Annotated in this window: 20 protein-coding genes; 7 read left to right on the forward strand and 13 right to left on the reverse strand. The window is 68.4% G+C overall.

Translation table 11 applies throughout. From position 1 onward, the window contains the following. Nucleotides 1-74: 74 nt before the first annotated feature. From GLP40_RS18205 to GLP40_RS18215, 3 genes are all read right to left on the reverse strand, one after another. On the reverse strand, nucleotides 75-1634 hold the full coding sequence (locus tag GLP40_RS18205) for a glycosyltransferase family 87 protein (protein ID WP_154789354.1): 1560 nt from the start codon (nucleotides 1632-1634) through the stop codon (nucleotides 75-77). Between the two features lie 150 nt (nucleotides 1635-1784). Then, the gene (locus tag GLP40_RS18210; protein WP_230329712.1) at nucleotides 1785-3947 is read right to left on the reverse strand and encodes a transglycosylase domain-containing protein; all 2163 of its coding nucleotides are present in this window, start codon (nucleotides 3945-3947) and stop codon (nucleotides 1785-1787) included. A 756-nt stretch (nucleotides 3948-4703) separates the two neighbouring features. Continuing rightward, nucleotides 4704-5117, reverse strand: coding sequence for a DUF5318 domain-containing protein (locus GLP40_RS18215; RefSeq protein ID WP_328290330.1), 414 nt, complete (start codon nucleotides 5115-5117; stop codon nucleotides 4704-4706). A gap of 281 nt (nucleotides 5118-5398) precedes the next feature. On the opposite strand from GLP40_RS18215, the gene GLP40_RS18220 reads away from it, so the two are divergent. Together GLP40_RS18220 and GLP40_RS18225 are read left to right on the forward strand one after the other, a co-directional pair. Beyond that, a complete protein-coding gene (locus GLP40_RS18220; RefSeq protein WP_328290331.1) occupies nucleotides 5399-5956 on the forward strand; it encodes a PadR family transcriptional regulator in 558 nt (185 codons plus the stop codon). Then, a complete protein-coding gene (locus GLP40_RS18225; protein WP_154789146.1) occupies nucleotides 5949-7046 on the forward strand; it encodes an inositol-3-phosphate synthase in 1098 nt (365 codons plus the stop codon). Before GLP40_RS18220 ends, GLP40_RS18225 begins: the two co-directional genes overlap by 8 nt. A 174-nt stretch (nucleotides 7047-7220) precedes the next feature. Here the strand turns inward: GLP40_RS18225 and GLP40_RS18230 are convergent, their stop codons facing one another. From GLP40_RS18230 to GLP40_RS18255, 6 genes are all read right to left on the reverse strand, one after another. Next, nucleotides 7221-7646, reverse strand: a complete 426-nt coding sequence (locus tag GLP40_RS18230; RefSeq protein ID WP_328290332.1) for a GyrI-like domain-containing protein — start codon at nucleotides 7644-7646, stop codon at nucleotides 7221-7223. Nucleotides 7647-7653: 7 nt separating this feature from the next. Then, entirely contained in the window at nucleotides 7654-8109 is a 456-nt protein-coding gene (locus GLP40_RS18235) for a GyrI-like domain-containing protein (RefSeq protein ID WP_328290333.1), read from the reverse strand. A gap of 363 nt (nucleotides 8110-8472) precedes the next feature. Beyond that, nucleotides 8473-10713, reverse strand: a complete 2241-nt coding sequence (locus tag GLP40_RS18240; RefSeq protein ID WP_154789148.1) for a transglycosylase domain-containing protein — start codon at nucleotides 10711-10713, stop codon at nucleotides 8473-8475. Nucleotides 10714-10880: 167 nt separating this feature from the next. Continuing rightward, a complete protein-coding gene (locus GLP40_RS18245; RefSeq protein ID WP_154789149.1) occupies nucleotides 10881-11771 on the reverse strand; it encodes a carbohydrate ABC transporter permease in 891 nt (296 codons plus the stop codon). Continuing rightward, nucleotides 11771-12757: a carbohydrate ABC transporter permease gene (locus tag GLP40_RS18250; protein ID WP_328290334.1), complete on the reverse strand. Its 987-nt coding sequence runs from the start codon at nucleotides 12755-12757 to the stop codon at nucleotides 11771-11773. Before GLP40_RS18250 ends, GLP40_RS18245 begins: the two co-directional genes overlap by 1 nt. 101 nt (nucleotides 12758-12858) lie before the next feature. Then, the gene (locus tag GLP40_RS18255; protein WP_154789150.1) at nucleotides 12859-14163 is read right to left on the reverse strand and encodes an ABC transporter substrate-binding protein; all 1305 of its coding nucleotides are present in this window, start codon (nucleotides 14161-14163) and stop codon (nucleotides 12859-12861) included. A gap of 243 nt (nucleotides 14164-14406) precedes the next feature. On the opposite strand from GLP40_RS18255, the gene GLP40_RS18260 reads away from it, so the two are divergent. Together GLP40_RS18260 and GLP40_RS18265 are read left to right on the forward strand one after the other, a co-directional pair. After that, nucleotides 14407-15246, forward strand: coding sequence for a DUF2786 domain-containing protein (locus GLP40_RS18260; RefSeq protein ID WP_154789151.1), 840 nt, complete (start codon nucleotides 14407-14409; stop codon nucleotides 15244-15246). Nucleotides 15247-15257: 11 nt separating this feature from the next. Further along, nucleotides 15258-15770, forward strand: a complete 513-nt coding sequence (locus tag GLP40_RS18265) for a TIGR04338 family metallohydrolase (RefSeq protein ID WP_154789152.1) — start codon at nucleotides 15258-15260, stop codon at nucleotides 15768-15770. On the opposite strand, the gene GLP40_RS18270 is transcribed toward GLP40_RS18265, so the two are convergent. Beyond that, the gene (locus GLP40_RS18270) at nucleotides 15771-16754 is read right to left on the reverse strand and encodes an o-succinylbenzoate synthase (RefSeq protein ID WP_154789153.1); all 984 of its coding nucleotides are present in this window, start codon (nucleotides 16752-16754) and stop codon (nucleotides 15771-15773) included. It abuts the gene before it with no gap. Between the two features lie 727 nt (nucleotides 16755-17481). Between GLP40_RS18270 and GLP40_RS18275 the strand changes: the two genes are divergently transcribed. Then, nucleotides 17482-17979, forward strand: coding sequence for a hypothetical protein (locus tag GLP40_RS18275; protein WP_154789154.1), 498 nt, complete (start codon nucleotides 17482-17484; stop codon nucleotides 17977-17979). A 196-nt stretch (nucleotides 17980-18175) separates the two neighbouring features. Here the strand turns inward: GLP40_RS18275 and GLP40_RS18280 are convergent, their stop codons facing one another. Further along, the gene (locus GLP40_RS18280) at nucleotides 18176-19345 is read right to left on the reverse strand and encodes a thiolase family protein (RefSeq protein ID WP_154789155.1); all 1170 of its coding nucleotides are present in this window, start codon (nucleotides 19343-19345) and stop codon (nucleotides 18176-18178) included. Between the two features lie 123 nt (nucleotides 19346-19468). Here GLP40_RS18280 and GLP40_RS18285 point away from each other — a divergent pair, with 123 nt between their 5' ends. Then, the gene (locus GLP40_RS18285) at nucleotides 19469-19981 is read left to right on the forward strand and encodes a winged helix-turn-helix transcriptional regulator (RefSeq protein ID WP_154789156.1); all 513 of its coding nucleotides are present in this window, start codon (nucleotides 19469-19471) and stop codon (nucleotides 19979-19981) included. A 45-nt stretch (nucleotides 19982-20026) separates the two neighbouring features. Here GLP40_RS18285 and GLP40_RS18290 read toward each other — a convergent pair whose 3' ends face one another. Beyond that, entirely contained in the window at nucleotides 20027-21097 is a 1071-nt protein-coding gene (locus GLP40_RS18290) for an ABC transporter ATP-binding protein (protein WP_328290335.1), read from the reverse strand. A gap of 456 nt (nucleotides 21098-21553) precedes the next feature. Here GLP40_RS18290 and GLP40_RS18295 point away from each other — a divergent pair, with 456 nt between their 5' ends. Then, on the forward strand, nucleotides 21554-22330 hold the full coding sequence (locus tag GLP40_RS18295; protein ID WP_154789158.1) for an LLM class F420-dependent oxidoreductase: 777 nt from the start codon (nucleotides 21554-21556) through the stop codon (nucleotides 22328-22330). A 236-nt stretch (nucleotides 22331-22566) separates the two neighbouring features. Here GLP40_RS18295 and GLP40_RS18300 read toward each other — a convergent pair whose 3' ends face one another. After that, nucleotides 22567-23304, reverse strand: a complete 738-nt coding sequence (locus GLP40_RS18300) for a glycoside hydrolase family 25 protein (protein ID WP_154789159.1) — start codon at nucleotides 23302-23304, stop codon at nucleotides 22567-22569. Nucleotide 23305 lies beyond the last annotated feature (1 nt).

Consider the following 23305-nt stretch of genomic DNA (forward strand, 5'->3'; position numbering starts at 1 on the left):
GACTCACGCAAACCCGGGCCGATTCACGAAAACCGAAGTCCCCGCGCTGATCAGCACGGGGACTTCGGTTCTCGCTAAGGGACGGGCAGCGGCTGCCGAGGCCGTAGGAAGGGCGGCAGCCACGGATCATCCTGCGGATCCGGGGCGTGGTTGAGAACGCCGCCTCCCGGATCGTCGATGCCGTCGCGGCGGACCGGATCCGCACCGGGACGGTAGATCTGCCGGATCACCAGCACGCACAGCGCGACGACGGCCAGATCGCGCAGCACCACCGCACTGGTGAACCACTGCTCGGGCAGGCCCTTGTGGTCGGCGCCCAGGTAGTAGAACATGCGCGGCACCCAGACCAGCGCGTCGATCGTCATCCACGCCAACAGGATTCGCCGCTGCGGCAGCGCCAGCGCCGCCAGCGGCACCAGCCACAGCGAATACTGCGGGCTCCACACCTTGTTGGTCAGCAGGAACGCCGCCACCACCAGGAACGCCAGTTGCGCCAGCCGCGGCCGCCGCGCCGCGGTCAGGCCGATCCAACCGATGCCCGCGCACGCCGCCACGAACAGCAGCAGCGACACCGCGTTCAGCACGGTCGGCGCCTGCTGCGCGCTCAGCACCCCGTCGAATCCGGTCCAGCCGGTGAACGAGGTGATCACGTTGTAGATCGAATCCGGGTCCGCGTGCCGTTCGGTATTGAGGCGGAAGAACTCCCACCAGCCGTTCGGATACAGCGCCGCGATGGGAGCGTTCACGGCCAGCCAGGTGATCGCCGCCGCCGCGATGGCCCCGCCCGCCGCGCGCAGCGGCCGGATGCCGCCCCACGCCGACTCGTCCGCACCGAACCGCTCGGCGCGGACGCACAGGATCAGAATGGGCCCCAGCAACAGCAGCGGATACAGTTTCGCCGCCCCGCCCAGGCCCAGCAGCACGCCGGCCAGCACCGGTCGCCGCCGCGCCCAGGCCAGCAGCCCGCAGGCGGCGAAAGCCGTTGCCAGCGCGTCGAAATTGGTGAAGGCGTGCACCAGCACCAGCGGCGACAGCGCCACCAGCGCGGCATCCCAGACCCGGCGTCCGGCTTGCAGCGCGGTCGCCCAGATGGTCACCAGCCAGGCCAGCGACAGCCCGATGGCCACCACATCGAAGTAGATGACCACCTCCAGCGCCTTGTGCCCCGGCAGCGGGGACATCTTCCACGCCTTGGCGACACCCATGGAGACGTACTGGTACAGGCCCGAGAGCACCGGATATTCCATGTACCGGACCTGCGGACGGCCGTCGGGGAACTCCACCCATTGCTTCTTGTACGGGAACGCGCCCTCGTTGAGATGCTCGGCGCCGTACAGCGGCACGGTGTCGGAATAGCACATGGCGGTGTACTGGCGGCCGTTGTTCCAGTCCAGGCCCATGACGCCGTTGGCGTCCGGCCGCTGCTGGATGCAGCCCGCCTTGCCGAACCAGCTGAACGCCAGGAACAGCACTGCGAACGCCATCAGGACCCGCATGGGCGTCCAGAAGCGCACCCGCCCGATCACCGCGTGGTCGCCGACCGGTCCGCCGATCAGGTCGCACAGCTGGGCGGTCAGCGTGTCGGTGCGACTCGGCTTGTCCCGGTCGTCGGCCGAGCGCAGATCGGCCGCCATCGGTTCCGGTGACGCGTAGAGCGTCGGCGCATCACGCTGTGCACACGGGTCTTCCACTCCTGCTGCCTCCCCCGGCTTCAGCGCGTCACCGGCCGGCGCGCCCGAGGCGGCCGGCCGGTGCACCAGTTCCTGCTCGATCACGGCAGCAGGCTACCGAGTCGGCCGTGACCCGTTGCCGTTGCCGTTCCCATTGCCGCCCCCGCCGTTCGGCGCGGTCGTCGGCGTCGAGCCGTCGGAGGGCGCGACCGGTTGCCCGGACATCGGGCCCTCCTGCGGATTCTGTTGCTGCTGTTGCGGATTCGACTGGCGTTGGTTGTTCGGATTCGGCGCCAGACCCGGCACCGGGATCGTGAGGCCCGGCAGGATCTCGACCTGGCTCTGCGTGATCACCGGCGGCAACACCTGCTGCTCGGTGGTCGGCGCCGGCGTGTACGGCGCGGACCAGGACGGCACACCGGCCTGGCCGCCGATGGTGCCCGGCTTCGGGAAGTTCTCGTTGGGCGTGCCCTTGAGGGCGCCGTCCATGGTGGACTTCCAGATGTCGGCGGGCAGACCCGAACCGTAGATCATGCCGCCACTGGCGTTGCGCAGCTTCTCGCCCTGATCGGTGCCGACCCAGACCGCGGTGGACAGCGACGGGGTGTAGCCGACCATCCAAGCGTCACGGTTCTCGCCGGTGTCGCCGAGCTGGTTGGTACCGGTCTTGGTGGCCGAGAGGCGGCCGCCGGAGAGCTGGTGGCTGCGCGACCACTGGGCGATGGGCTTCATCGCGTCGGTCACGTTGTCCGCCACCGCCGCGGAGACCCGCTGCTCACCCGCGGGCTCGCCGCGGTCCAGCAGCACGGTGCCGTCGGAGGAGACGACCTTCTGCACGAAGTGCGGCGCGTGGTACATGCCCGAGGCGGCCAGCGTGGCGTACGCGGAGGCCATGTCCAGCGGGCGGACCTGGTACTGGCCCAGCACGATGCCGTTGTTGGGGCCGCTGCCGTCCGCTTCGGTCAGCGACTTGCCCACGCCCGGAATGTTTTCCGGAATGCCCAGCTTGTGTGCCATGTCGGCGATCTTCTGCGGGCCGTTGCCCGTCATGTCCAGCTCCATGCGATAGAAGCTGGTGTTCAGCGACCGCTTCAGCGCCTCGGCGATGGTGCACATGCCGCACTGCTCGCCCTCGACGTTGGTGATCTTGATGCCGTTCACGGTGACCGGCGAGGAGTCGTACAGCGTCGACAGCGGCTTGCCCAACTCCAGGTTCTCGGCCAGACCGAACACCTTGAACGAGGAGCCCGGCGGCAGACCCTGATTGGCGTAGTCGAGTCCCTGGCCGTCGGAACCGCCGTAGTAGGCGCGCACCGAACCGGTCTTCGGGTCCACCGACACCACCGCGGTGCGCAGCTTGTCCGGTTCGCCGTCCATCACCTTGGTCACCGCGTCCACGGCCGCCTGCTGCGCCTTGAGATCGATGGTCGTGGTGATCTGCAGGCCCTCGGTGTTCAGATCGTGCTCGGTGATGCCGGCGGCCTCGAGCTCCTTGAGCACCTGGCTCTTGATCAGGCCCTCCGGACCGGAGTCCAGCGTCTTGTCGTGCTGCGCCTGCACCGCCGGAATCACGGCGGGGTACTGCATGTTGGCGGCATCGGCGGCCGACAGGTTGCCGCCGTCGGCCATGCCCTGCAGCACGTACTTCCACCGCGCCTGCGCGCCCTGGGGATTCTTCTCCGGATCCAGGTTCGACGGCTGCTGAATGGTCGCGGCCAGCACCGCGCCCTCGGCCACCGACAGCTCCTGCACCGGTTTGTTGAAGTACGCCTTGGACGCCGCGTCGATGCCGTAGGCGCCGCGGCCGAAGTAGATGGTGTTCAGGTACGCGGTCAGGATCTGGTCCTTGGACCACTGCTTGGCCATCTTGGCCGAGATCACCAGCTCGCGCATCTTACGGGTCAGCGAGTGCTCGTTACCGACCATCGCGTTCTTCACGTACTGCTGGGTGATCGTCGAACCGCCGCCCGCGTCCTGCTTGCCGGTCAGCTGGCCCAGGAAGGCGCGTCCGAAGCCCTGGATCGAGAAGCCCGGATTGGTATAGAACGAGCGGTCTTCCGCGGCGATGACCGCGTTGCGCACATGCGGCGGAATCTGGTCGATCGACACATCGGTCCGGTTGCCTTCCGGCGGAATGACCTTCGCCAGCACCGAACTGCCGTCGCTCATGAAGATGGTGGCCACCTGATTATTCTTCAGGTCGCCGGGCTGCGGCACGTTCACCGTCGAATACGCGTACAGGAACATCGAACTCGCCAGGCCCAGCACCAGTGCCATGCCGACGTAGACGACGCGCCGGGCCAGCCGCCAGTACGAGGTCTTGCGGGGCGCGCCCTTGCCGCCGCCACCGCCGGACCCGACACCGGGCCGTCGGGGCGGCGGACCCGACGGGGTGCCGTTCTGCGCGCGCCGGGCCGTGGGCTGCGCGCCCGACGGCGGGCGGGTGCGGTCCTCGGCGGAGCGCGGCCGGGTGCCGGTGCCCGCGCCGGAGCGCATCGCGCGATCGTCGACGCGCTGGGTGCGATCGGAGGTGGCCGGGCGCGAGATGTGATTCGGAACCGCCTGTCGCGCTCCGGTATGCACCTTCTCGTTCGGGCCGGAATTCGCCGGATGAGGGAGTCTGCGTGTCGCGTCCGGATTGCCGGATCGCTGGGGCGGCGGCCCCGGACGCCGCGGCGGCTGACCACCCTGTGGCGACGGCCCGTGCTGCGGCTGCCCGTTCGGTCCGCGTGGCGGCATGCCGCCGGGACCTGCCACGGGTCCGCGCTGCGGGCCGCCGGGACCCTGTGCGGGACGCCCATTGGGCTGACGCGCCCCGGGCGGCGGGCCTGCCGGTCGAGGCGGCGGATAGCCGCCGGGGCCGGATTGCGAACCGCCACGGGGGCGGCCGCCGTGCGGTCCGTCGTCATAGGGCGATGTCACAGCCTGGCTCTCCAATAACTAGCTCGATAACGGTCCGGGTGGCTCGATGCGGTCACGCGTGCACCGCGGCGGGCATGGTCGTGCCCGCTGATCAGTAGTCGACGTGGCCTCTCACTCGGCGGCCGTGCGGCGGCCGCCGGTGCGGCGGCGGCCCGTCGGTGCCGGGGACAGACCCAGCACATAGGACTGCACCAGATGGTTCCAACTGCAGGTCCGGCATACCTCGACCACATGCACCGAGAACTCTTCCCGAGTCTCGGCCAACCGGACCAGTTCCTCCGGCGTGCGGGCGGAGCCCGCGACGGGCCCCAGCCCGTCGCCGTAGACCCACGATACGAGAGTCAGTTGCTCTTTCCTGCAGATAGGGCATGTGACCTCGCTCCCCCGCCCGTGGAACTTCGCCGCACGCAACAGGTACGGATTCGCATCGCACACTTCCGCGACGTCCACCCGCCCCGCGTAGACGTCGGCCAGCAGGGACCGGCGCCGAAGCGCATAGTCCACTACCTGCCGCTGTATTCGCACGGGACCCAGAGTACTTGCGGGGGCCCTGGGCCCGCACGCGCTGTTCCACCTCCCCGAAACTGCAGCGGGCGGCTGAGAGTCGTCGGCGCTGGTCACCCGTGTCGGCGGCTGGGGTGCCGATCCGATTACCGGGTACCGGACGAGCTACCCGAATCGGACGAGATCAGCGGTCACCTCGGGAGACGCGCCGTACGACATCACACAAGTTATATCGGCGCGATATAGTTTGGAATCGCATCCATCGGTTAGGTCTGAAAACAACAGTCAGGAGGTGAAGCCCGGTGTTGGAGTTGGCAATCCTCGGGCTGCTCCTCGAATCACCGATGCACGGCTACGAGCTGCGCAAGCGGCTCACCGGTCTGCTGGGCCCGTTTCGGGCGTTCTCCTACGGGTCGCTGTATCCGACCCTGCGGCGCATGCAGTCCGACGGCCTCATCGCGGAGGAGAGTCCGCAGGGCTTGGCAACGCGCCGCGCGCGGCGGGTCTACAACCTGACCGAAACCGGTCGGGAGCGGTTCAACGAGCTGCTCGCCGACACGGGACCACAGAACTACACCGACGACGGCTTCGGCGTTCATCTGGCCTTCTTCGGCCGCACCCCCGCGGAAGCGCGGATGCGAATCCTGGAAGGGCGGCGGAGGCAGGTCGAGGAGCGACGAGAAGGACTGCGGGAGGCGATAAAACGCGCCAGCGGGCAACTGGACCGCTATACCCGCCAGCTCCATCAACTCGGTCTCGAATCAAGCGAGCGCGAAGTGCGCTGGCTCAACGAGTTGATTGCTGCGGAGCAATCGACGAAGGCGGCACCACAGAAAGAGGGAAATATCGGCCATGAGTGAGATCAACACCGAAGTTCGGGTGGCCATCGTCGGCGTGGGTAACTGCGCATCTTCCCTGGTTCAGGGCGTGCAGTACTACAAGGACGCGGACGAGAATTCGACCGTTCCCGGACTCATGCATGTGAAGTTCGGCCCTTACCACGTCCGCGATGTGAAGTTCGTCGCCGCGTTCGATGTCGACGCCAAGAAGGTCGGCTTCGACCTGTCCGACGCGATCTTCGCCAGCGAGAACAACACCATCAAGATCTCCGACGTGCCGCCGTCGGGCATCACCGTGCAGCGCGGTCCGACGCTGGACGGCATCGGCAAGTACTACGCGCAGACCATCGAGCTGTCCGAGGCCGAGCCGGTCGACGTCGTGCAGGCGCTGAAGGATGCCAAGGTCGACGTCCTGGTGTCCTACCTGCCGGTGGGCTCCGAGGAGGCCGACAAGTTCTATGCGCAGTGCGCCATCGACGCCGGCGTGGCCTTCGTCAACGCACTGCCGGTGTTCATCGCCTCCGACCCGGTGTGGGCGCAGAAGTTCGTCGACGCCGGCGTGCCGATCGTCGGTGACGACATCAAGTCCCAGGTCGGCGCGACCATCACCCACCGCGTGATGGCCAAGCTGTTCGAGGACCGCGGCGTCGTGCTGGACCGCACCTACCAGCTCAACGTCGGCGGCAACATGGACTTCAAGAACATGCTCGAGCGTGAACGGCTGGAATCCAAGAAGGTCTCCAAGACCCAGGCCGTGACCTCCAACCTGGAAGGCCCGCTGGCGGGCAAGGTGTACGACCGCAACGTGCACATCGGCCCGTCGGACTACGTCGAGTGGCTCGACGACCGCAAGTGGGCCTACGTCCGGCTCGAGGGTCGCGCCTTCGGCGACGTGCCGCTGAACCTGGAGTACAAGCTCGAGGTGTGGGACTCGCCGAACTCGGCCGGCATCATCATCGACGCCGTGCGCGCCGCCAAGATCGCCCGCGACCGCGGCATCGGCGGGCCGGTTCTCCCGGCCTCGGCCTACCTGATGAAGTCCCCGCCGCAGCAGCTCGCCGACGACGTCGCGCGCGCCCAGCTCGAGGCCTTCATCATCGGGGCTGAATAACCCTCATGGCTTTCCGGGGGCTTCGCCCCCGAACCCCCCGACGGGAGACCCGGGGCTTCGCGCCCGTACTCGGAGGGAATGTGGGCCGATGCGAAGGGCGGCATCGCGAATCGCGATGCCGCCCTTCGTCGTTCGACCTCCGCGCTGCCCCCGGCCGCACGGGATTGTCCGACGTCAGTCGAGGGAGACGTACACCTCGACGGAGGTGGGGCCGGTGTAGCGCTCGATCTCCGCGGTGTGGGAGCGGGTGATGGTGCCCGCGTTCTCGGCCTTGGCGACCTTGGCCCATGCGGTGCGCAGCAGGTCGTAAGGCTTGTCGGAGACCACGAATTTTGCATAGCGGCCCGAGGGGATGCGAGTCACGACGTCGCCGATGTCGAGGTCGTTGAGGCCCGAAAGTTCGTATCCGAGAACGGCTACAGCGTGGTTGTTCTGGCCGATGTACGCCGCGACGCGTGCGGCCTTCTTCTCGCGGGCCAGGTAGCGGTCCCAGGTGAAGTTGACCAGGTCCAGGTCGCGGGCGGTGACCTCGCGGCCCGCCAGGGGGATGGTCAGCCCGCCGACCAGGAATTCATCCAGGGTGACGATGTCGAAGTCCACAGCTGCCCTACCCCTCCGCGCTCGGATCCAGCGCGACGAAAACCTCCACCGTCCGGTTGTCCGGATAGTGCTCGAAATCCCCGGTATAGGCGCGGACCAGGGTGCCGGCCGCCTCGAGGTCCCAGACCGTGCGCCAGATGGACACGATGATGTCGCCGAGATTGTCGCCACTGCGAATGAAGCGGGCGAATTTACCGGCCGGGATACGGGCGAGTACATCGCCGGGCAATAGGTCGTCCAACTTCTTGCATTCGTAGCCCACGATATGCGTCAGATACGAACCGATCTCTGGCGCGTGATCCACATACGCGGTCGCGGGCGGACCGGGCAGATCGCGTGCCAGATTACGTTTCCAAGCCTCCTCGACCTTCACGCGGCGCGGCCCTTCGACCGCGAGTGCCGGGCTGCGTAGCACCGTTCCGGCTACCAGCGTTTCGTGGCGTTCAACGACATTGAATTCCACCGGCGTCGCCCCTATGTCTCGTGCTGTCTCCGACCCCACCCTGCTCCCAACCCGCATCCTGCCACCGTCATTCGGAGTCGCTGAATCCGGTGGCGGCTTCCACAATATCCGCGGCCGCGCGCGGATGGGCACGGTAGGCACGAAACATGATCAACACTGTCCCGCCTCCCCGAATCTTCAGCGCGCGGCTGGGAGCCGTCGGCGTTGGGCACGCGTGCCGGCGGTTGGGAGCCGAAGCCATTTCGGACGTACCCCATGAGTTACCCCAGCCGTCACGAAATCAGTTGTCGCCTTGGCATTCGCCAATAGGCCGCCTGGCCCAGCAGAAGCCCAGCAGAAGCCCAGCAGAAGGCCAGCAGAAGCCTAGCCGGGGACGGGGACGTTGAGGCCGGGGAAGATTTCTACTTCCTTGGGGGTGGGGGCTGGGGGGATGACGAGGATGGGTTCTTGTTGAGGGGCGGGGGTGGGTGGGTTGAGGATGTCGTAATTGGCGGTGGTGGGGGGTGTTGTGGAGGCTGGTTCGGGGGTCGGGGCGGGATTGGAGTTGGGGAATTGGTCGATGGGGGTGCCGTCGAGGGCGCCGTCCATGGTTTGTTTCCACAGGTCGGCGGGGAGGCCGGAGCCATAGATGGCGGCGCCGCGGGCGGTGCGGATGGGTTGGGGCCGTTCGGTGCCTATCCAGACGGCGGTGGACAGGGCGGGGGTGAAGCCGACCATCCAGGCGTCCTTGTTCTGGCCGGAGTCGCCGAGCTGGGTGGTGCCGGTCTTGGCGGCCGAGGGGCGGCCGCCGGCCAGGTTGTGGCCGCCCGAGTAGGCGGCGATGGGGAGCATGGCCTGGGTGACGCTGTCGGCGACCGAGCTCTGGATGCGCTGCTCGGGCCCGCTCGGATCGGCGCCGCGGTCCAGCAGGACGCGGCCGTCGCCGGTTACCACCTTCTGCACGAAGTACGGGGCGTGGTAGGTGCCGGAGGCGGCGAGGGTGGCGTAGGCCGAGGCCATGTCGATGGGCCGCACCGAGTACGCGCCCAGCACGATGGCGGGCAGCGGCGGGCCGCCGCCGTCCTCGGTCAGCGTCTTGCCGGGCACGCCGGGAATCTGGTCGGGGATGCCCGCCTGATGCGCCGCGTTGGCGATGGCTATCGGGCCCTCGAACAGCGATTGCGCCAGCCGGTAGAAGCTGGTGTTGAGCGAGCGCTTGAACGCCTCGCCCAGTGAGCAGATGCCGCAGGACTCGCCGCCCACGTTCTGGATCTTCTCGCCGTTCACGGTGAGTGGCGCGCTGTCGATCCGGTAGGACAGCGGAATGCCCTGCTCGAGCGCGGCCAGCACGGCGAAAGTCTTGAAGGCGGAACCGGTTTGCAGCGGCGCCTGCGCGAAATCGAAGCCGATGCCGTCGGGTCCGCCGTAGTACGCGCGCACCGCGCCGGACCGCGGGTCGATCGACACCACCGCGGTGCGCAGTTCGCCCGGCTGCCCGCCCAGTACATTGCCGACCGCGCGCAGCGCGGCCTGCTGCGCCTTGGCGTCGATGGTCGTGATGATCTGCAGCGCACCGGTGTTCAGCTCGTGGTCGCTGATGCCGGAGGCGCGCAGTTCGCGCAGCACCTGCGCGCGGATGAGCCCCTCGGGACCGCGCGGGGCGCTGTCGTCCGCCGGGGAGACCGGAACGATGTTCGGGAACTGGGTGGCCGCGCGGTCGGTCCGGTCGAGCACGCCCATCTCGACCATGCCGTCGAGCACGTACTCCCAGCGGGCCCGCAGCTGTTCGAGGTGGTTCTCCGGGTCCAGCAGCGACGGGGTGCGGATCACCGAGGCCAGCACCGCGCCTTCGGCGAGGGTCAGTTCGGGTGCGGGCTTGCCGAAGTACGCCTTGGCCGCCGCCGAGATGCCGTAGGCGCCGCGACCGTAGTAGATGGTGTTGAGGTAGGCCGCGAGAATGTCGTCCTTGCTCCACTCGCGGGCCATCTTGGCGGAGATGATGAGCTCACGCATCTTCCGGCTCAGTGTGCGTTCCGAACTCAGGAAGGCGTTCTTCACATACTGCTGCGTAATGGTGGAGCCACCGCCCGCGTCGTCGCGGCCGAGTAGATTGTCGCGGGCCGCGCGCAGGAACGCCGAGGTGGAGTAGCCGGGGTTGGTGTAGAAGTGGCGGTCCTCGGCCGACAGCACGGCCTGTCGCACCGGCAGGGGCACGTCGCTCAGTGGGACGAGCACCCGATTGCCTTTCGGCGGAACGACCTTCGCGATGACCGTATTGCCGTCGGAGGCGAGGATGGTGGCGATCTGATTGGTCTGCACCGTGTTCGGGTCCGGAATCTCGACGCTCCAGTAGGCGATGCCCATCAGCGTCGTCGGCATGACCGCCAGCACCAGGAACAATGCCAGCAGCAGTCGGCGGATGCGCTGCGCGCGGGTGCGGAGCGGCCGTGGCGCGGGTTCGGCCTGTTCTGGACCTCCGGGCGGCTTCGGCCGCCGACGGGGCCTGCTGTGCGATTGATGCCGCTGCCGGTGTGCGGCGGCCGTGGCCAGCTCGTTCCACCCCGCCGTGTCGGCGGATAGCGCGGATTCCCCACGCTGCCTGCTGCGGGACGAGCTCACGAGCATCTCCTTCCGGAGCGTCGACAAAGCAGTTCACGAGACACGCAAGGCGACCGCGACAGGCCCTCGCGGCGGGTCCAATGCTAATCGACGAGACCGGAGGGAAGGCGGAAGCGGTTCAGGGGCCGACGCCCCCGAACCACCCCGACGACCAGCTTTCGAGGCCGAACGACTCAGCTCTTGACGCCGCCGGCGGTGAGGCCGGAGATGATGCGGCGCTGGAACAGCAGCACCATGATCACCAGCGGAACGGTGACGATGGTGCCCGCGGCCATGATCGCGGTGTACGGCTGGACCAGCGGGTTGTTGCCCGAGAAGCGGGCGACCGCGACCGTCACCGGCTCGGTCTTGTCACTGGAAAGCAGTCGGGCCAAAAGGTATTCGTTCACCGCCGCGATGAACGCCAGGATGGCGGTGGTGAACACCGCCGGCGCGGCGAGCGGCAGCATGATCAGGCGGAAGGCCTGCAAGCGCGAGGCCCCGTCGATGCGCGCGGCTTCTTCGAGCTCCCAGGGGAGTTCGGCGAAGAAGGACGCCAGGATGTAGACGGTCATGGGCAGCACGAACGAGATGTTCGGGATGATCATGGCCTGGTAGTGGCCGATCCAGCCGATATCGGTGAACAGCTGGAACAGCGGGGTCACCAGCACCACCACGGGGAACATGGAGGCGGACAGGATCAGTCCGGATACCGCGTACTTGCCCTTGAAGGTGAGCCGCGCCAGCGCGTAGGCGGCCATGATGCCGATCAGCAGCGCCACCACCGTGGTGGCCGCGCCGATGATCACGCTGTTGCCCAGGGCCCGGCCGAAGTTGTTGCCGCGGCTGGTGTCGAAGGCGTTGCGGAAGTTCTCCATCGTGACGTGGGTGGGCCACGGTGTGTTGTCGAAGGTGTAGGCCGGATCGCGCAGCGCGGTGACGACCATCCAGTAGAACGGACCCAGACCCCACACCAGCACGATCAGCGCGCCCAGGTAGACACGGCCGGAGGCGAGCCGCTTGCCCCACGGAACAGCCTGCCGCACCGGCTTTTTCGCGGTCTGCTCGATGACGTTCGTGCTCATCAGTGCGCCTCCCGCTGTTCTTCCTGGGTGCGAACGGCGTTCGCTCCCAACACCTTCACCAGCAGGAACGCCACCGTGAAGATGAGCAGGAAGGTGATCACCGACAGTGCCGAGGCGCTGTTGGGTCCCTGGCGCACCTGATCCACCACCAGCATGGAGATGGTGCGGGTGGCCGGGTTGCTCTGGGTCATGATCGCGGGCAGGTCGTACATGCGCAGCGCGTCCATGGTGCGGAACAGAACCGCCACCAGCAGAGCGGGTTTCAGCAGCGGCATGGTGATGTTCCAGAAGCGCTGCCACGCGGACGCGCCGTCCACGCGCGCGGCCTCGTACACGTCCTCCGGAATCACCTGCAGGCCCGCGAGAATCAGCAGCGCCATGAACGGCGTGGTCTTCCACACGTCGGCCGCGATGACCGCGAAGCGGGCGGGCCACGGGTCGGCGGTCCACAGGATGTGGGTGCCGAGCACGCGGTTCACCACGCCGTCGTACTGGAACATGAACTCCCACAACCGCGCGGTGACGGCGGTCGGGATGGCCCACGGGATCAGCACGGCGGCGCGCAGCAGGGCGCGGCCCTTGAAGGTCTTGCCCATGATGACCGCCATGCCGAGCCCGATGGTGGCCTCGAGCGCCACGGTGACCACCGCGAACAGCAGGGTGACGCCGATGGCGGTCCAGAACTGCGAGCCCAGGTTGCCGGTTGGGCAGGACACGGTCTCGCCCAGGCTGTTGGTGCACTGCTGCAGCAGCCAGTGCGTGTAATTGCCGAATCCGGCGCCGCCGCCTTCGACGAACATGCCGGTGGACTTGTCCAGGCCGGAGTCCTTCTGGAAGGACATGATCACGGCCCGGACCACCGGGTAACCGATCACCACCGCCAGCGCGATCAGCACCGGTGCGACGAATACCCATGCCCGGGCCGAGACGCCAAGGCGGCTGCCCCGGCGTTTCGGCCGTTCGGTTTGTGGCGCTGGGGATTTCACGCTCAGCTCCGTGAGGTCGGGCGACGCGACATCGGTCGCACCCGAAGGACGTGACACCTTTTCTCTTCTCCTACGGGACCGACTCGTTCGTCGAGCGCGCCCTACGATCCGGCGGTCTCGATGCCCTTCTGCATGCCTGCGATGGCCTCGTCGACCGACTTGTTTCCGGTCAAGGCAGCATAAGCGTTGTCCTGGATGGCCTTCGACACCGCCGGGTAGAACGGGGTCACCGGTCGCGGCACGGCGGAGGAAATGGATTCCTTCAGCGCGGGCAGGTACGGCATCTTGGCGATCAGGGCCGGGTCGTCGTACACCGAGGCCCGCACCGACGGCAGCGCGCCGGAGGCCACGATGTGCTGCGCGTCCTCGCTGATCAGGAAGCGCAGGAAGTCCAGTGCGGTGGCCTTGTTCTTGGAGAAGGCGCTGATGGCGGCGTTGTACCCACCCAGGGTGGAGGCGCCGATGGTGTCCTTGCCGGGCAGTGGCGCGACGCTGAACTTGTCCTTCACCGCGGAGGCGTCGGAGCCGGCGTCACCGTAGGAGGACGGCCAGCCGCGCATGAACAGCAGCTTGCCGGTGACGAACGCGGTCTGCGACTCGGGTTCCTTGAAGGAGATGGCCTCCTTCGGGATGTCGCCGCTCTTGTAGGCGTCGACCAGGGTCTGCAGGCCGGCCTTGGCCTGCGGGCTGTTCACGGTCGGGGACTTGCCGTCGGGGCCGACGAAGCTGCCGCCGTAGGCGTTGATGACCTCGGCGGTGTTCACGGTCAGACCCTCGTACGGCGCGAACTGGCCTGCGTAGCAGCCGATTCCGGTGTCCTTGGCCTTGGTGCAGTCGGCCAGCAGCTCGGCCCAGGTCTTGGGCGGCTCGGGCACCAGGTCCTTGCGGTAGAACAGCAGGCCGCCGTTGGTATTGCGCGGGGCGGCGTAGAGGGTGCCGTTGTAGGTGGCCGAAGCGACCGGCGGCGAGAGCAGGGTGGAGGTGTCGATGGCGAAGGAGTCCTTCAGCGGCTGGATCCAGCCCTTGGCGGCGAACTCCGCGGTCCACGGCACGTCCAGGGCGACCACGTCGTAGTCGGACGCCTTGGCCTGCATGTGCTGCTGGAGGTCGTCGTACTGCTGGGAGGCGTCGTTGGACTGCTCCTTGAAGGTCACCTTCTCGTCCGGGTGCGCGGCGTTCCAGCGTTCGATGAGCTGCTTGACCGCGCCGGTCTCGGTGGTGTCCTTACCCTCGACATAGGTGATGGGGCCACGGCCGGTGAGGTTCTCGCCGGTGGCGTTGCTCCCGCTGTTGCTGCTGGAGCAGCCACTGGCGAATGTCGCCGTCAGCAATGCCGCCGAGGTCACGGCCAAAACGGCGCGCGGCACCAGCGTCGATCGTAGGGACGACACCTTCTTCAAAGCCATTGCGAATACTCCAGGGTCGATGAGTGACCAGTGGCACACTCAGCCGGGGGTGCACAAGGCAAGATACATGGTGACGCTATCGTCCGCCGGAGCTACCTTGTCGATCATCCAGAGGTTCGCGGCCGTCTCGATTCTGGACCGCGGCCGGAATCGACCTCCGCCTCGGCGCGAGGGAGCGAAGCGGAGGAGGGAAGAATCGAGACCTCGGGGCCGCGAACCCGCCCGGAGCGAAGCGGAGGGCAATTGGACACGGGCAAGATGCTCACCCGGATCGGGGGACTGCTGCGGCAGGCCGAATCGACCGACAACGAGCACGAGGCCGAAGCGTTCCTGGCCGCCGCGCAACGGCTCGCGACCAGTTCCTCGGTGGATCTGGCGGTGGCGCGGGCACATATCGCGAAGCGGGAGCGGCGGCCGACGCCGGCGCAGCGGGTGATCCCGATCGGTGAGGCCGGAAAGCGCGGGCTGCGAACCTATGTGCAGTTGTTCGTGGCCATCGCCGCGGCCAATGACGTGCGTTGCGATGTGGCCCGCTCCTCGACGACGGTGTACGCGTACGGATTCGACGCCGACATCGACACCTGTGAGGCGCTCTACACCAGCCTGCTGATCCAGATGGTGCGTGCCTCCGACCAATACATCAAGTCGGGCGCGTACCGGTCGGCCACCACCGAGAAGGTCGTCGTCGAGCGCCGGTACGGCCGGACGTTCCACCGCCCCGTGCAGGTGCCGGTCGCGGCGGTGACGGCTCGCCTGAACTTCCAGATGGCCTTCGCATCCCGCATCGGCCGTCGCCTCGCCGAGGTGAAGGCGGAGGTGGAGACCGAGGCGGTCAGGGCCGACGTCGCCGAATCCGCGCCCACCGGAACGGCGCTCGCCCTGCGCGACAAGGAACTCGCGCTCACCGATTTCTACACCCGCACCTCCGAGGCGCGCGGCACCTGGCGGGGCCCGCAGGCCTCGGCCGGGTACTCGGCGGCCGCGCGGCGGGCCGGTGACCGGGCGGGTAAGGCCGCGCGGCTGGGTGATTCGCCGGAGCTGGGCGGCGTGCGGGGGCAACTGCCGCGCGGTGCGGGCCAATAGCGAACGCGCGCATGGCCGTCCGGGATGGGCAGCGGTCCCGCGTCTACGACGCCGAGGGGCTGGTGCGCGGAATGTTCGATCGCGCCGACGAATTCGGGACGCGGACCGTCGAACTGCACGGGTCCCACCTCACGCTGCCGATCGAGCGGCGGTTCGCGTCGGTGGAATCGGTGCAGGCGTACGTGGATCGCGTGCTCACGCTCAATTGGGTGCGCGCCCAGTGGGATCGGGCGGTGATTCCGGTCACGGTGCGAGCGCGCGCCGGCGCGAAAGCGGCGCACTACGAAACGACCGGTTCGGTGCTGGCGGTGCCGCTGCACGTCCGGGGAACCGCCTGGGCCCTGCGCGAATTGGTGATCCTGCACGAACTCGCCCACCACCTCGAGCCGGAGACCACCGAGGTGGCGCCGCACGGCCCCGAATTCTGCGCCCGCTACCTCGAACTGGCGGACGGCGTCATCGGGCCGGAGGCCGCGCTGCTACTGCGCACCACCATGTACTCGTGCGGTGTGCGAATTGCCTGATCAGGGTAGGAGTTTCCGGACCCGGGCCAGGCGCTGGCGCCACCAGTAGGTCCGTTTCGGGTCGGGGTGGCGGTAGCGGTCCAGCAGCCCGGGATCGGGCGTCGGCGCGGTGCGCGGTACGGGCAGGTAGCCGTCCACCGGGCGCAGGGGCTCGGTGACCACGTCGCCGGTGAGCAGGGACAAGGTGTCGAGGCCGCAGGCGAAATCGAGGTGGGGGAGGGCGCCGGCCAGCGCGACCTGCGCCGCGAGACCGACGCTGGTCTCCAGGGCGGAGGACACCAGGCAGGGGAGGCCGGCGGCCGCGGCGACCTCCAGCGCGCGCCGGACCCCGCCCAGCGGAGCGCATTTCAGGACGGCGATGTCCGCCGCGCCCGCCACGGCCACCCGCAGCGGGTCCTCGGCGCGGCGAATGGATTCGTCGGCGGCGATGCGCACGTCCACGCGTTCGCGGACGGCAGCCAGCTCCTCGACGGTTCGGCAGGGCTGTTCGACATACTCCAAACCGCCTGCGGCGCGGTCGATCCGCTCGATCCGATCGACGGCGGTGTCCACGTCCCAGACGGCATTGGCGTCGATCCGTACCGCGCCGTCCGGCCCGAGAGCGTCGCGGACCGCCGCCACCCGCGCCAGATCCTCGGCCAGCGAGTCCGGATGGTCCGCCACCTTCACCTTGGCGGTCCGGCAGCCGGACCCGAGCACGATCTCCCGCGCCCGCTGCGGACCGACCGCGGGCACGATGCAGTTGACCGGAATCCGATCCCGGACCGGTTCCGGCCAGCCCACGCTCGCCTGCTCCACCGCGGTGGCCAGCCACGCCGCGGCCTCACGGTCGTCGTATTCGGGAAACGCGCAGAACTCGCCCCACCCGGTGGGACCGGGAATCAGCATGCCCTCGCGAACGGTGATCCCCCGGAACCGGGTCCGCATGGGAATCGCGTAGACCACCGCCGATTCGAAATCCACCGCATCGCCGCTGTCGCTCATCCACCGCACCCTACTCACCACCCGGGCCGGTCAGAGGTGGCGGCGCGAGGCGAGCCCGGCGACAATGCCGAATGACGCCGATTCCGGCTGCATAGACCTGCGCCTGGGGGAGACCGCAATCATGAACCCGCCCAACGAGCCCCGCCGTCCCGCTCGCGACGAACATCCCCCGTCCGACGTCGGCTTCTCCCCACTTCCGCCGCATGCTCCGGGGCAAGCCCAGCCACCGGCTGTACCCGGTCAGCCGCCCGCCCCGCGGTCGGACGGCTCGAATCCGCCGCCCCCGGTCCGGGCTGGTGGTCCCGGTGCCGTTGTGGGACCGCGTAATCCAGCGATCCCCGGACCGCAGCACCGGCCCGGACCCGGACGTCAGCACCCGCCTGCGCCCGGCTCGCGGCCCGGCGGTTCGCTCGATCCCGCGGGGCCGACCCTGCCCGGCGGGGGTTGGCAGGCGCCGCCGCCACCTCCCGCACCGCCTCAGCCGCCCGGGAGAGCGCCGCGTCCCGGTGCGGGCATCGATGCCGCCGGACCGACCGTGCCCCAGGGCGGCCGGACTTCGCCGCCTCCGTCACCCGGAGCCGCACCGCGATCACACGCCGGCCCCGGGCACCCGAGGCAAGAACCCATGAGCTCCCCTGGGGCGCAGCAACATTCCGCCGGCCTGCCGAGTGCGAACCATTCGCCGACGCTGTCGCCCGCCGGACCTGTCCCGCCGACGGGCGCCGAGATGCCATCCGAGTCGTGGGCTTCGGGCGGTTCGCAGTACGTGGGCGGGGCCGGCCCCGGGCAGGCGTTCGAGGCGCCGGACCAGACCATGCCCGCTCCGCTGTCTTCAGCGGAGGCCGTCGCGCCGCGTGCCGCCTTGGAGCGTAAGGCGCTGCGCCGCAGGGACATTCTGGTGTCAGCCCTGCTGTACCTGGTCGGGGTGGTCGCGGCGTTCGGCTGGTCCTATGACCTGTTCGCGAAGCTGTTCGACCTGGTCCACAACCGCTGCACCGCGAAGAAGGACTTCTCGGTGCAGTGCGTGGTGATCCGCCCGCCCGCCTCGGCCCTGTGGGGCCTGCTGATCGGCGGTGGGGGCATGTTCCTGGCGCTGGTGGGAGCGATGGTGCTGGCGTCGGTCGCGGCCATGACGGGTCGGCGCGCCTGGATCTGGCCCGCGTTCGCGCTGCCCGCCATCCTCATCGCCGGCGGCGCGGGCCACATCCTGGTGGCCACCGCTTGACCTCGACCGTCCGGGATAGGTCCTCGGGCATCGCCAGGTAGTCGTCCATGTCGACGGGCAGGCTGTAGGTCTTCGGCGAAGACCAGTCGAACGCTTCCGACACGGTGGTCATCCCTCGGTGGGGATCCCCGCTACCGTACGTCGCATATCCGCTGTTCAACGTCCGGTGGCGGGCGACGAATCCACTTCCGATGTCTCAGAGGCCCTCGTAGACGGTGGCGTTGGCCAGACCGCCCGCCTCGCACATGGTTTGCAGGCCGTAGCGGGCGCCACGCTCGTGCATGGCGTGCACAAGGGTGGTGGCCAGGCGAGCGCCGGAGGCGCCGAGCGGATGGCCCAGGGCGATGGCGCCGCCGTTCACATTGACCTTGGACAGATCGGCTCCGGTGTCGTGGGCCCAGGCCAGGACCACCGAGGAGAAGGCCTCGTTCACCTCGAACAGGTCGATGTCGGCCAGGTCGAGACCGGCGCGCTGCAAGACCTTCCGGGTCGCGGGGATGACGGCGGTCAGCATGAGCAGCGGGTCGTCACCGCCGACGGCGAAGCTGTGCACCCGGGCCAGGGGACGCAAGCCCAGCTGGGCGGCGCGCTCGCTGGTCATGATGAGGGTGGCGGCGCTGCCGTCGTTGATCTGGCTGGCATTGGCGGCGGTGATGTTCCAGCCGATCTGCGGGAAGCGGGCGGCCATCTCCTCGCTGTAGTAGGCCGGACGCAGCCCGGCCAGCGTCTCGAGCGTGCTGCCGACGCGAATGCCCTCATCGTGCGAGATCCCGGCGTAGGGGGCGAGCTGAGCCTCGAACGAGCCGTTCTTGGTCGCGGCGCCGGCCTTCTCGTGGCTGGCGAGGGCGAACTCGTCCAGCTGGGTGCGGCTCAGTCCCCACTTGGCGGCGATGAGTTCGGCGCTGATGCCCTGCGACACCAGACCCTCCGGATAGCGTTCGGCGAAGCCGACGCCGGCGATGTCCTCGGCTCCGATCAGGTTGGCGCCCATGGGAACCCGGCTCATGGACTCCACGCCCGCGGCGACCACGACGTCGTAGGCTCCCGCGATCACGCCCTGGGCGGCGAAGTGAATGGCCTGCTGGCTGCTGCCGCACTGCCGGTCCACCGTGGTGGCCGGGACCGATTCCGGATATCCGGCCGCCAGCGCCGCGCGGCGGGTGAGGTTGGAGCCCTGTTCGCCGACCTGGGTGACAACGCCGCCGATCACATCGTCGATCAGGGCCGGATCGATCTCGCTGCGCCGGACCACCTCCCGCAGGCTGTGGGCCAGCAGATCGGCGGGATGCACGCCGTGCAGGGCGCCGGTGGCCTTGCCCTTGCCGATGGGGGTACGGACGGCTTCGACGATGACTGCGTCTCTCATGACGTTCCTTCCAGGCGCGCCGCCCCGGATTCGAGCCCGACCACGGCGTCTGACTTGATCGCTGTAAAGTCAGCGTAGGAGCTGGCCATAGTTAGGGCAAGTCAGCGTTGTATGATGTACGCCATGTCGGCCGTACTGGAGGGAAAACTCAGCGATCTGGGCTCGTGGAAGCCCGAGGGCTGCTCGATCGCCAAGGCGATGGACATCGTCGGGACGCGCTCGGCGATCCTCATCCTGCGCGAGTCGTACTACGGCACGACCCGGTTCGACGGCTTCGCGGCACGGGTCGGCATCACCGATGCGGCGGCCTCCAGCGCGTTGCGCAAACTGGTCGACGCGGGCCTGCTGGAGAAACGGCCCTACCAGGAAGCGGGCAAGCGCACCCGCAACGAATACGTGCTCACCCCCATGGGTTTGGATCTGCTGCCCGCGGTCGTCGCGCTGTGGCAGTGGGGCGACAAGTACCTGCAGGACGGGACCGCGCCCCTGGAACGGCTCGAGGACTCGACCGGTGAACCCGTGCGCGCCGAACTGCGCAGTGCGTCGGGAAACGAAGTCTCCCTGGAGAATCTGCGCATCCGGGTGAACGACGAATGGCGGCGGAAAAAGGCACGGAACCCCCGCGCTCACGAATAAGTGGTCCGGGGCCTTGGCCCCGGACCCCGTGGCGCTGACCGACGGTCAGTGCAGGCGGCGCCCATCCTCCGGGTGGAAGAAGTAGGTGTGGTCCGCGTCCGCCACCAGCGCGAGCCGGGTGCCCTTGGCAGGCGGGTGGCGCCAATCCACGCGCGCCACAATGGTTTCCCCGTCGCCGAGGGTGCGGCCGTAGATGTAGGCGTCCGAGCCCAGCTCCTCGACCACATCCACCTCCATGGCGATGCCCGCGCCGTCGCCGACGGCGTCGAAGTGCTCGGGCCGGATACCGACCACCACGCGCTCACCGGTGGCCGCGGCCACCGAACGCGGCAGCGGCAGCGGGCACCCGCCCAGCGTGACCGAGCCATTGGCGACCGGCAGCGTGAACAGGTTCATGGCGGGGGAGCCCATGAAGCCCGCGACGAACAGGTTGGCCGGGTCGCGGTACAGGTCGCGCGGGGAGGCGCACTGCTGCAGCAGCCCGTCCTTCAGCACCGCGACCCGGTCGCCCATGGTCATGGCCTCGACCTGGTCGTGGGTGACGTAGACGGTCGTGGTGCCGAGCCGGCGCTGCAGCTGGGCGATCTGGGTGCGGGTCTGCACGCGCAGCTTGGCGTCCAGGTTGGACAGCGGCTCGTCCATGAGGAAGACGTGCGGCTGGCGCACGATGGCGCGGCCCATGGCGACGCGCTGGCGCTGACCGCCGGAGAGCGCCTTGGGCTTGCGGTCCAGGTAGGGCTCCAGGTCCAGCAGCTTGGCGGCCTCGAGAACACGCTGCCGACGCTCCTCCTTGGCGACCTTGGCCATCTTCAGCGCGAAGCCCATGTTCTCGGCCACGCTCATGTGCGGGTAGAGCGCGTAGTTCTGGAACACCATGGCGATATCGCGCTCCTTGGGCTCGGCGTTCGTGACGTCCTTGTCCCCGATCAGGATTCGGCCGGCGCTCACCTCCTCGAGCCCCGCGAGCATGCGCAGCGAGGTGGATTTGCCGCAGCCGGAAGGCCCGACGAGAACCAGGAATTCGCCATCGGCGATCTCCAGGTTCAGCGCGTCGACGGCGGGTTTGGCCGAGCCCGGGTACAGCCGGGTGGCGTGGTCGAAAGTCACCGTTGCCACGGTTTCATACATCCCTTCACCGGCAGGAACGTGCCGGACGATCCGTTGTAGAGGGGTCTTGCTCAGGTGCTGCCAGGTCAGCCCCGCATTTCAGGCCGCCTTGTCGAGCTTGTCAGGTTCGGTGACAAGGTTTCGACAAGGTGAGACCGAGGGTGTACCGCTCACGCATCGCGTTCGCGACCCGATGAAGGTCGACGTCGAACAGGTCCGCACAGGTATTCAGGGTCTCCGACAGCGCCATCACAGTAGCCCCAGCCGAGATAGCCGGCGAGGCGCACGTGTGCCGTGGGTCGTGCGGAGTGGTCTCCGGGGACTCGGCGCGACTGCCTGAGGGCTGCCCTCGGCCGGATGGCAGCTCGAGTCACTCGGCGTTCGGCGCACGATGGTGGGCATACCCGAACGGATCCCGCCCGGTAGTCTCGAAGCGGATCTCCGGCCGGCGATGAGGAGTACGTCATGAGTCGACCTGTTCGTATCGGTGTTCAGCTCCAACCCCAGCACGCCCCCCACTACGGGTTGATCCGGGACGCGGTGCGGCGGTGCGAGGACATCGGGGTGGACATCGTCTTCAACTGGGACCATTTCTATCCGCTGTACGGGGATCCGGAGGGTGCGCACTTCGAGTGTTGGACCATGCTGGGCGCGATCGCCGAGCAGACCGAGCGGGTGGAGCTCGGCGCGCTGGTCACCGGCGGCGGCTACCGGAACCCGGATCTGCTGGCCGATATGGCGCGCACGGTCGACCACATCAGTGATGGGCGGCTCATCCTCGGTATCGGCGCGGGCTGGTTCCAGAAGGACTACGACCAGTACGGCTACGAATTCGGCACTGCCGGAAGCCGTCTCGCGCTGCTCAAAGAGTCCATGGCCCGGATCAGCGACCGGCTGGCCAAGCTGAACCCGCAGCCGGTGCGCGACATCCCCATCCTGATCGGCGGCGGCGGTGAGAAGAAGACGCTGCGGCTGGTCGCCCAGTACGCCGATATCTGGCACAGCTTCTCCGACGTCGACGTGCTGCAGCGCAAGATCGGCATTCTGGGTGAGCACTGCGCCGAGGTCGGCACCGACCCCACCGCTATCGAGAAGTCGGTGGCCTGGCCGGGCCTGGATCAGGCGGACGCCTATCGCGACGCGGGGGTGACACTGTTCACCGTGAGCTCCGGCGGGCCGGACTACGACATGGGACAGATCCAGGAGGCCGTCGCCTGGCGCGACCGCGCGAATCAGCGGTAGCCGGCGCTCCCGCTCGCGGTCGCGGGCATTTCCCGCACCCGCTGGTTGCGCTGCGCGCAGGAATTCACACTGATATCTCTTCCGCGGCTGCCCGCCATTCGATTTCCGATCAGGTGGTGTCCACCGGCCACGGACAGGTGATCGGACCGGTAAGCCCGGCGCTTTTCACGAACGCCGAAACCCTCGCCTGCGCCCGTTCGGGTCGCAGGTGCTGTGAGCGACTCTCGGGGCGAGGGCTAGCTGCTGCCGCCGCTGCCGCTGAAGGGCATGTTGGCTAAGCGGGCGAAATCGCCCTGGGCTCCGCTGTAGACATTGAGATCGACCGCTCCGCCGATTCCGGGGATGCGCCCGGAGCTGGTGGTCTGCCAGAACGTCCACGAGGGCCAGCCGCCCGGCACCTCGGGCTGATCGTTGCCTCTGTAGTCGGCGATCCACAGTGGGTAGTCGGTGAACTGGTTGGTATCGGCCATGGCCGTCTGCCAGAACCGGGGATAGGTGTAGATGATCGGCATGCGGCCGGTCATGGCCCGGACGGTCGTGAGATAGCGGTGGGTCCAGTCGATGAGCGCGGCGGGTGGCAGGCCGCCGGAGTCCTCGAGATCCAGCACCGGCGGCAGGTCCAGCGGCCCGTTCTGGCCCATCGCCACGGCCGAGTAGAAGGCGGCCTGGAGTTCCGGCGGCAGGTTGGGGCGCGCGAAATGGTATGTGCCGCGGGCGACTCCGGCCACCCGCATGGCCAGGCTGTCCTGTACGAAGAACGGGTTCACGTAGTTGAGGCCCTCGGTGGCCTTGAGCATGGAGAACTCGTAGCCGGCCGCGCGCACCGCGAACCAGTTGATACCCCCGCCGCCCGGGTGTTGCCAGGAGGCCACGTCCGGGCCGTCGACATCGGCGGCGGCCACCCCCATGGAGGTAGCCACAAGGATGCCCGTAGCCGCGGCGGTAAGCACTTTCATCAAGATGCGTCCGGTCATG

It is taken from the genome of Nocardia aurantiaca (assembly GCF_009708175.1).
Taxonomy (GTDB): Bacteria; Actinomycetota; Actinomycetes; order Mycobacteriales; family Mycobacteriaceae; genus Nocardia; species Nocardia aurantiaca.

Coding starts and splice junctions, on each gene's coding strand:
- GLP40_RS18205 (WP_154789354.1), bottom strand. CDS start 1,634: ATGGCGGCCGATCTGCGCTCGGCCGACGACCGGGACAAGCCGAGTCGC.
- GLP40_RS18255 (WP_154789150.1), bottom strand. CDS start 14,163: ATGGCTTTGAAGAAGGTGTCGTCCCTACGATCGACGCTGGTGCCGCGC.
- GLP40_RS18210 (WP_230329712.1), bottom strand. CDS start 3,947: ATGGCACTGGTGCTGGGCCTGGCGAGTTCGATGTTCCTGTACGCGTAT.
- GLP40_RS18240 (WP_154789148.1), bottom strand. CDS start 10,713: ATGCTCGTGAGCTCGTCCCGCAGCAGGCAGCGTGGGGAATCCGCGCTA.
- GLP40_RS18275 (WP_154789154.1), top strand. CDS start 17,482: ATGCCATCCGAGTCGTGGGCTTCGGGCGGTTCGCAGTACGTGGGCGGG.
- GLP40_RS18285 (WP_154789156.1), top strand. CDS start 19,469: ATGTCGGCCGTACTGGAGGGAAAACTCAGCGATCTGGGCTCGTGGAAG.
- GLP40_RS18300 (WP_154789159.1), bottom strand. CDS start 23,304: ATGACCGGACGCATCTTGATGAAAGTGCTTACCGCCGCGGCTACGGGC.
- GLP40_RS18295 (WP_154789158.1), top strand. CDS start 21,554: ATGAGTCGACCTGTTCGTATCGGTGTTCAGCTCCAACCCCAGCACGCC.
- GLP40_RS18245 (WP_154789149.1), bottom strand. CDS start 11,771: ATGAGCACGAACGTCATCGAGCAGACCGCGAAAAAGCCGGTGCGGCAG.
- GLP40_RS18280 (WP_154789155.1), bottom strand. CDS start 19,345: ATGAGAGACGCAGTCATCGTCGAAGCCGTCCGTACCCCCATCGGCAAG.
- GLP40_RS18265 (WP_154789152.1), top strand. CDS start 15,258: ATGGCCGTCCGGGATGGGCAGCGGTCCCGCGTCTACGACGCCGAGGGG.
- GLP40_RS18225 (WP_154789146.1), top strand. CDS start 5,949: ATGAGTGAGATCAACACCGAAGTTCGGGTGGCCATCGTCGGCGTGGGT.
- GLP40_RS18270 (WP_154789153.1), bottom strand. CDS start 16,754: ATGAGCGACAGCGGCGATGCGGTGGATTTCGAATCGGCGGTGGTCTAC.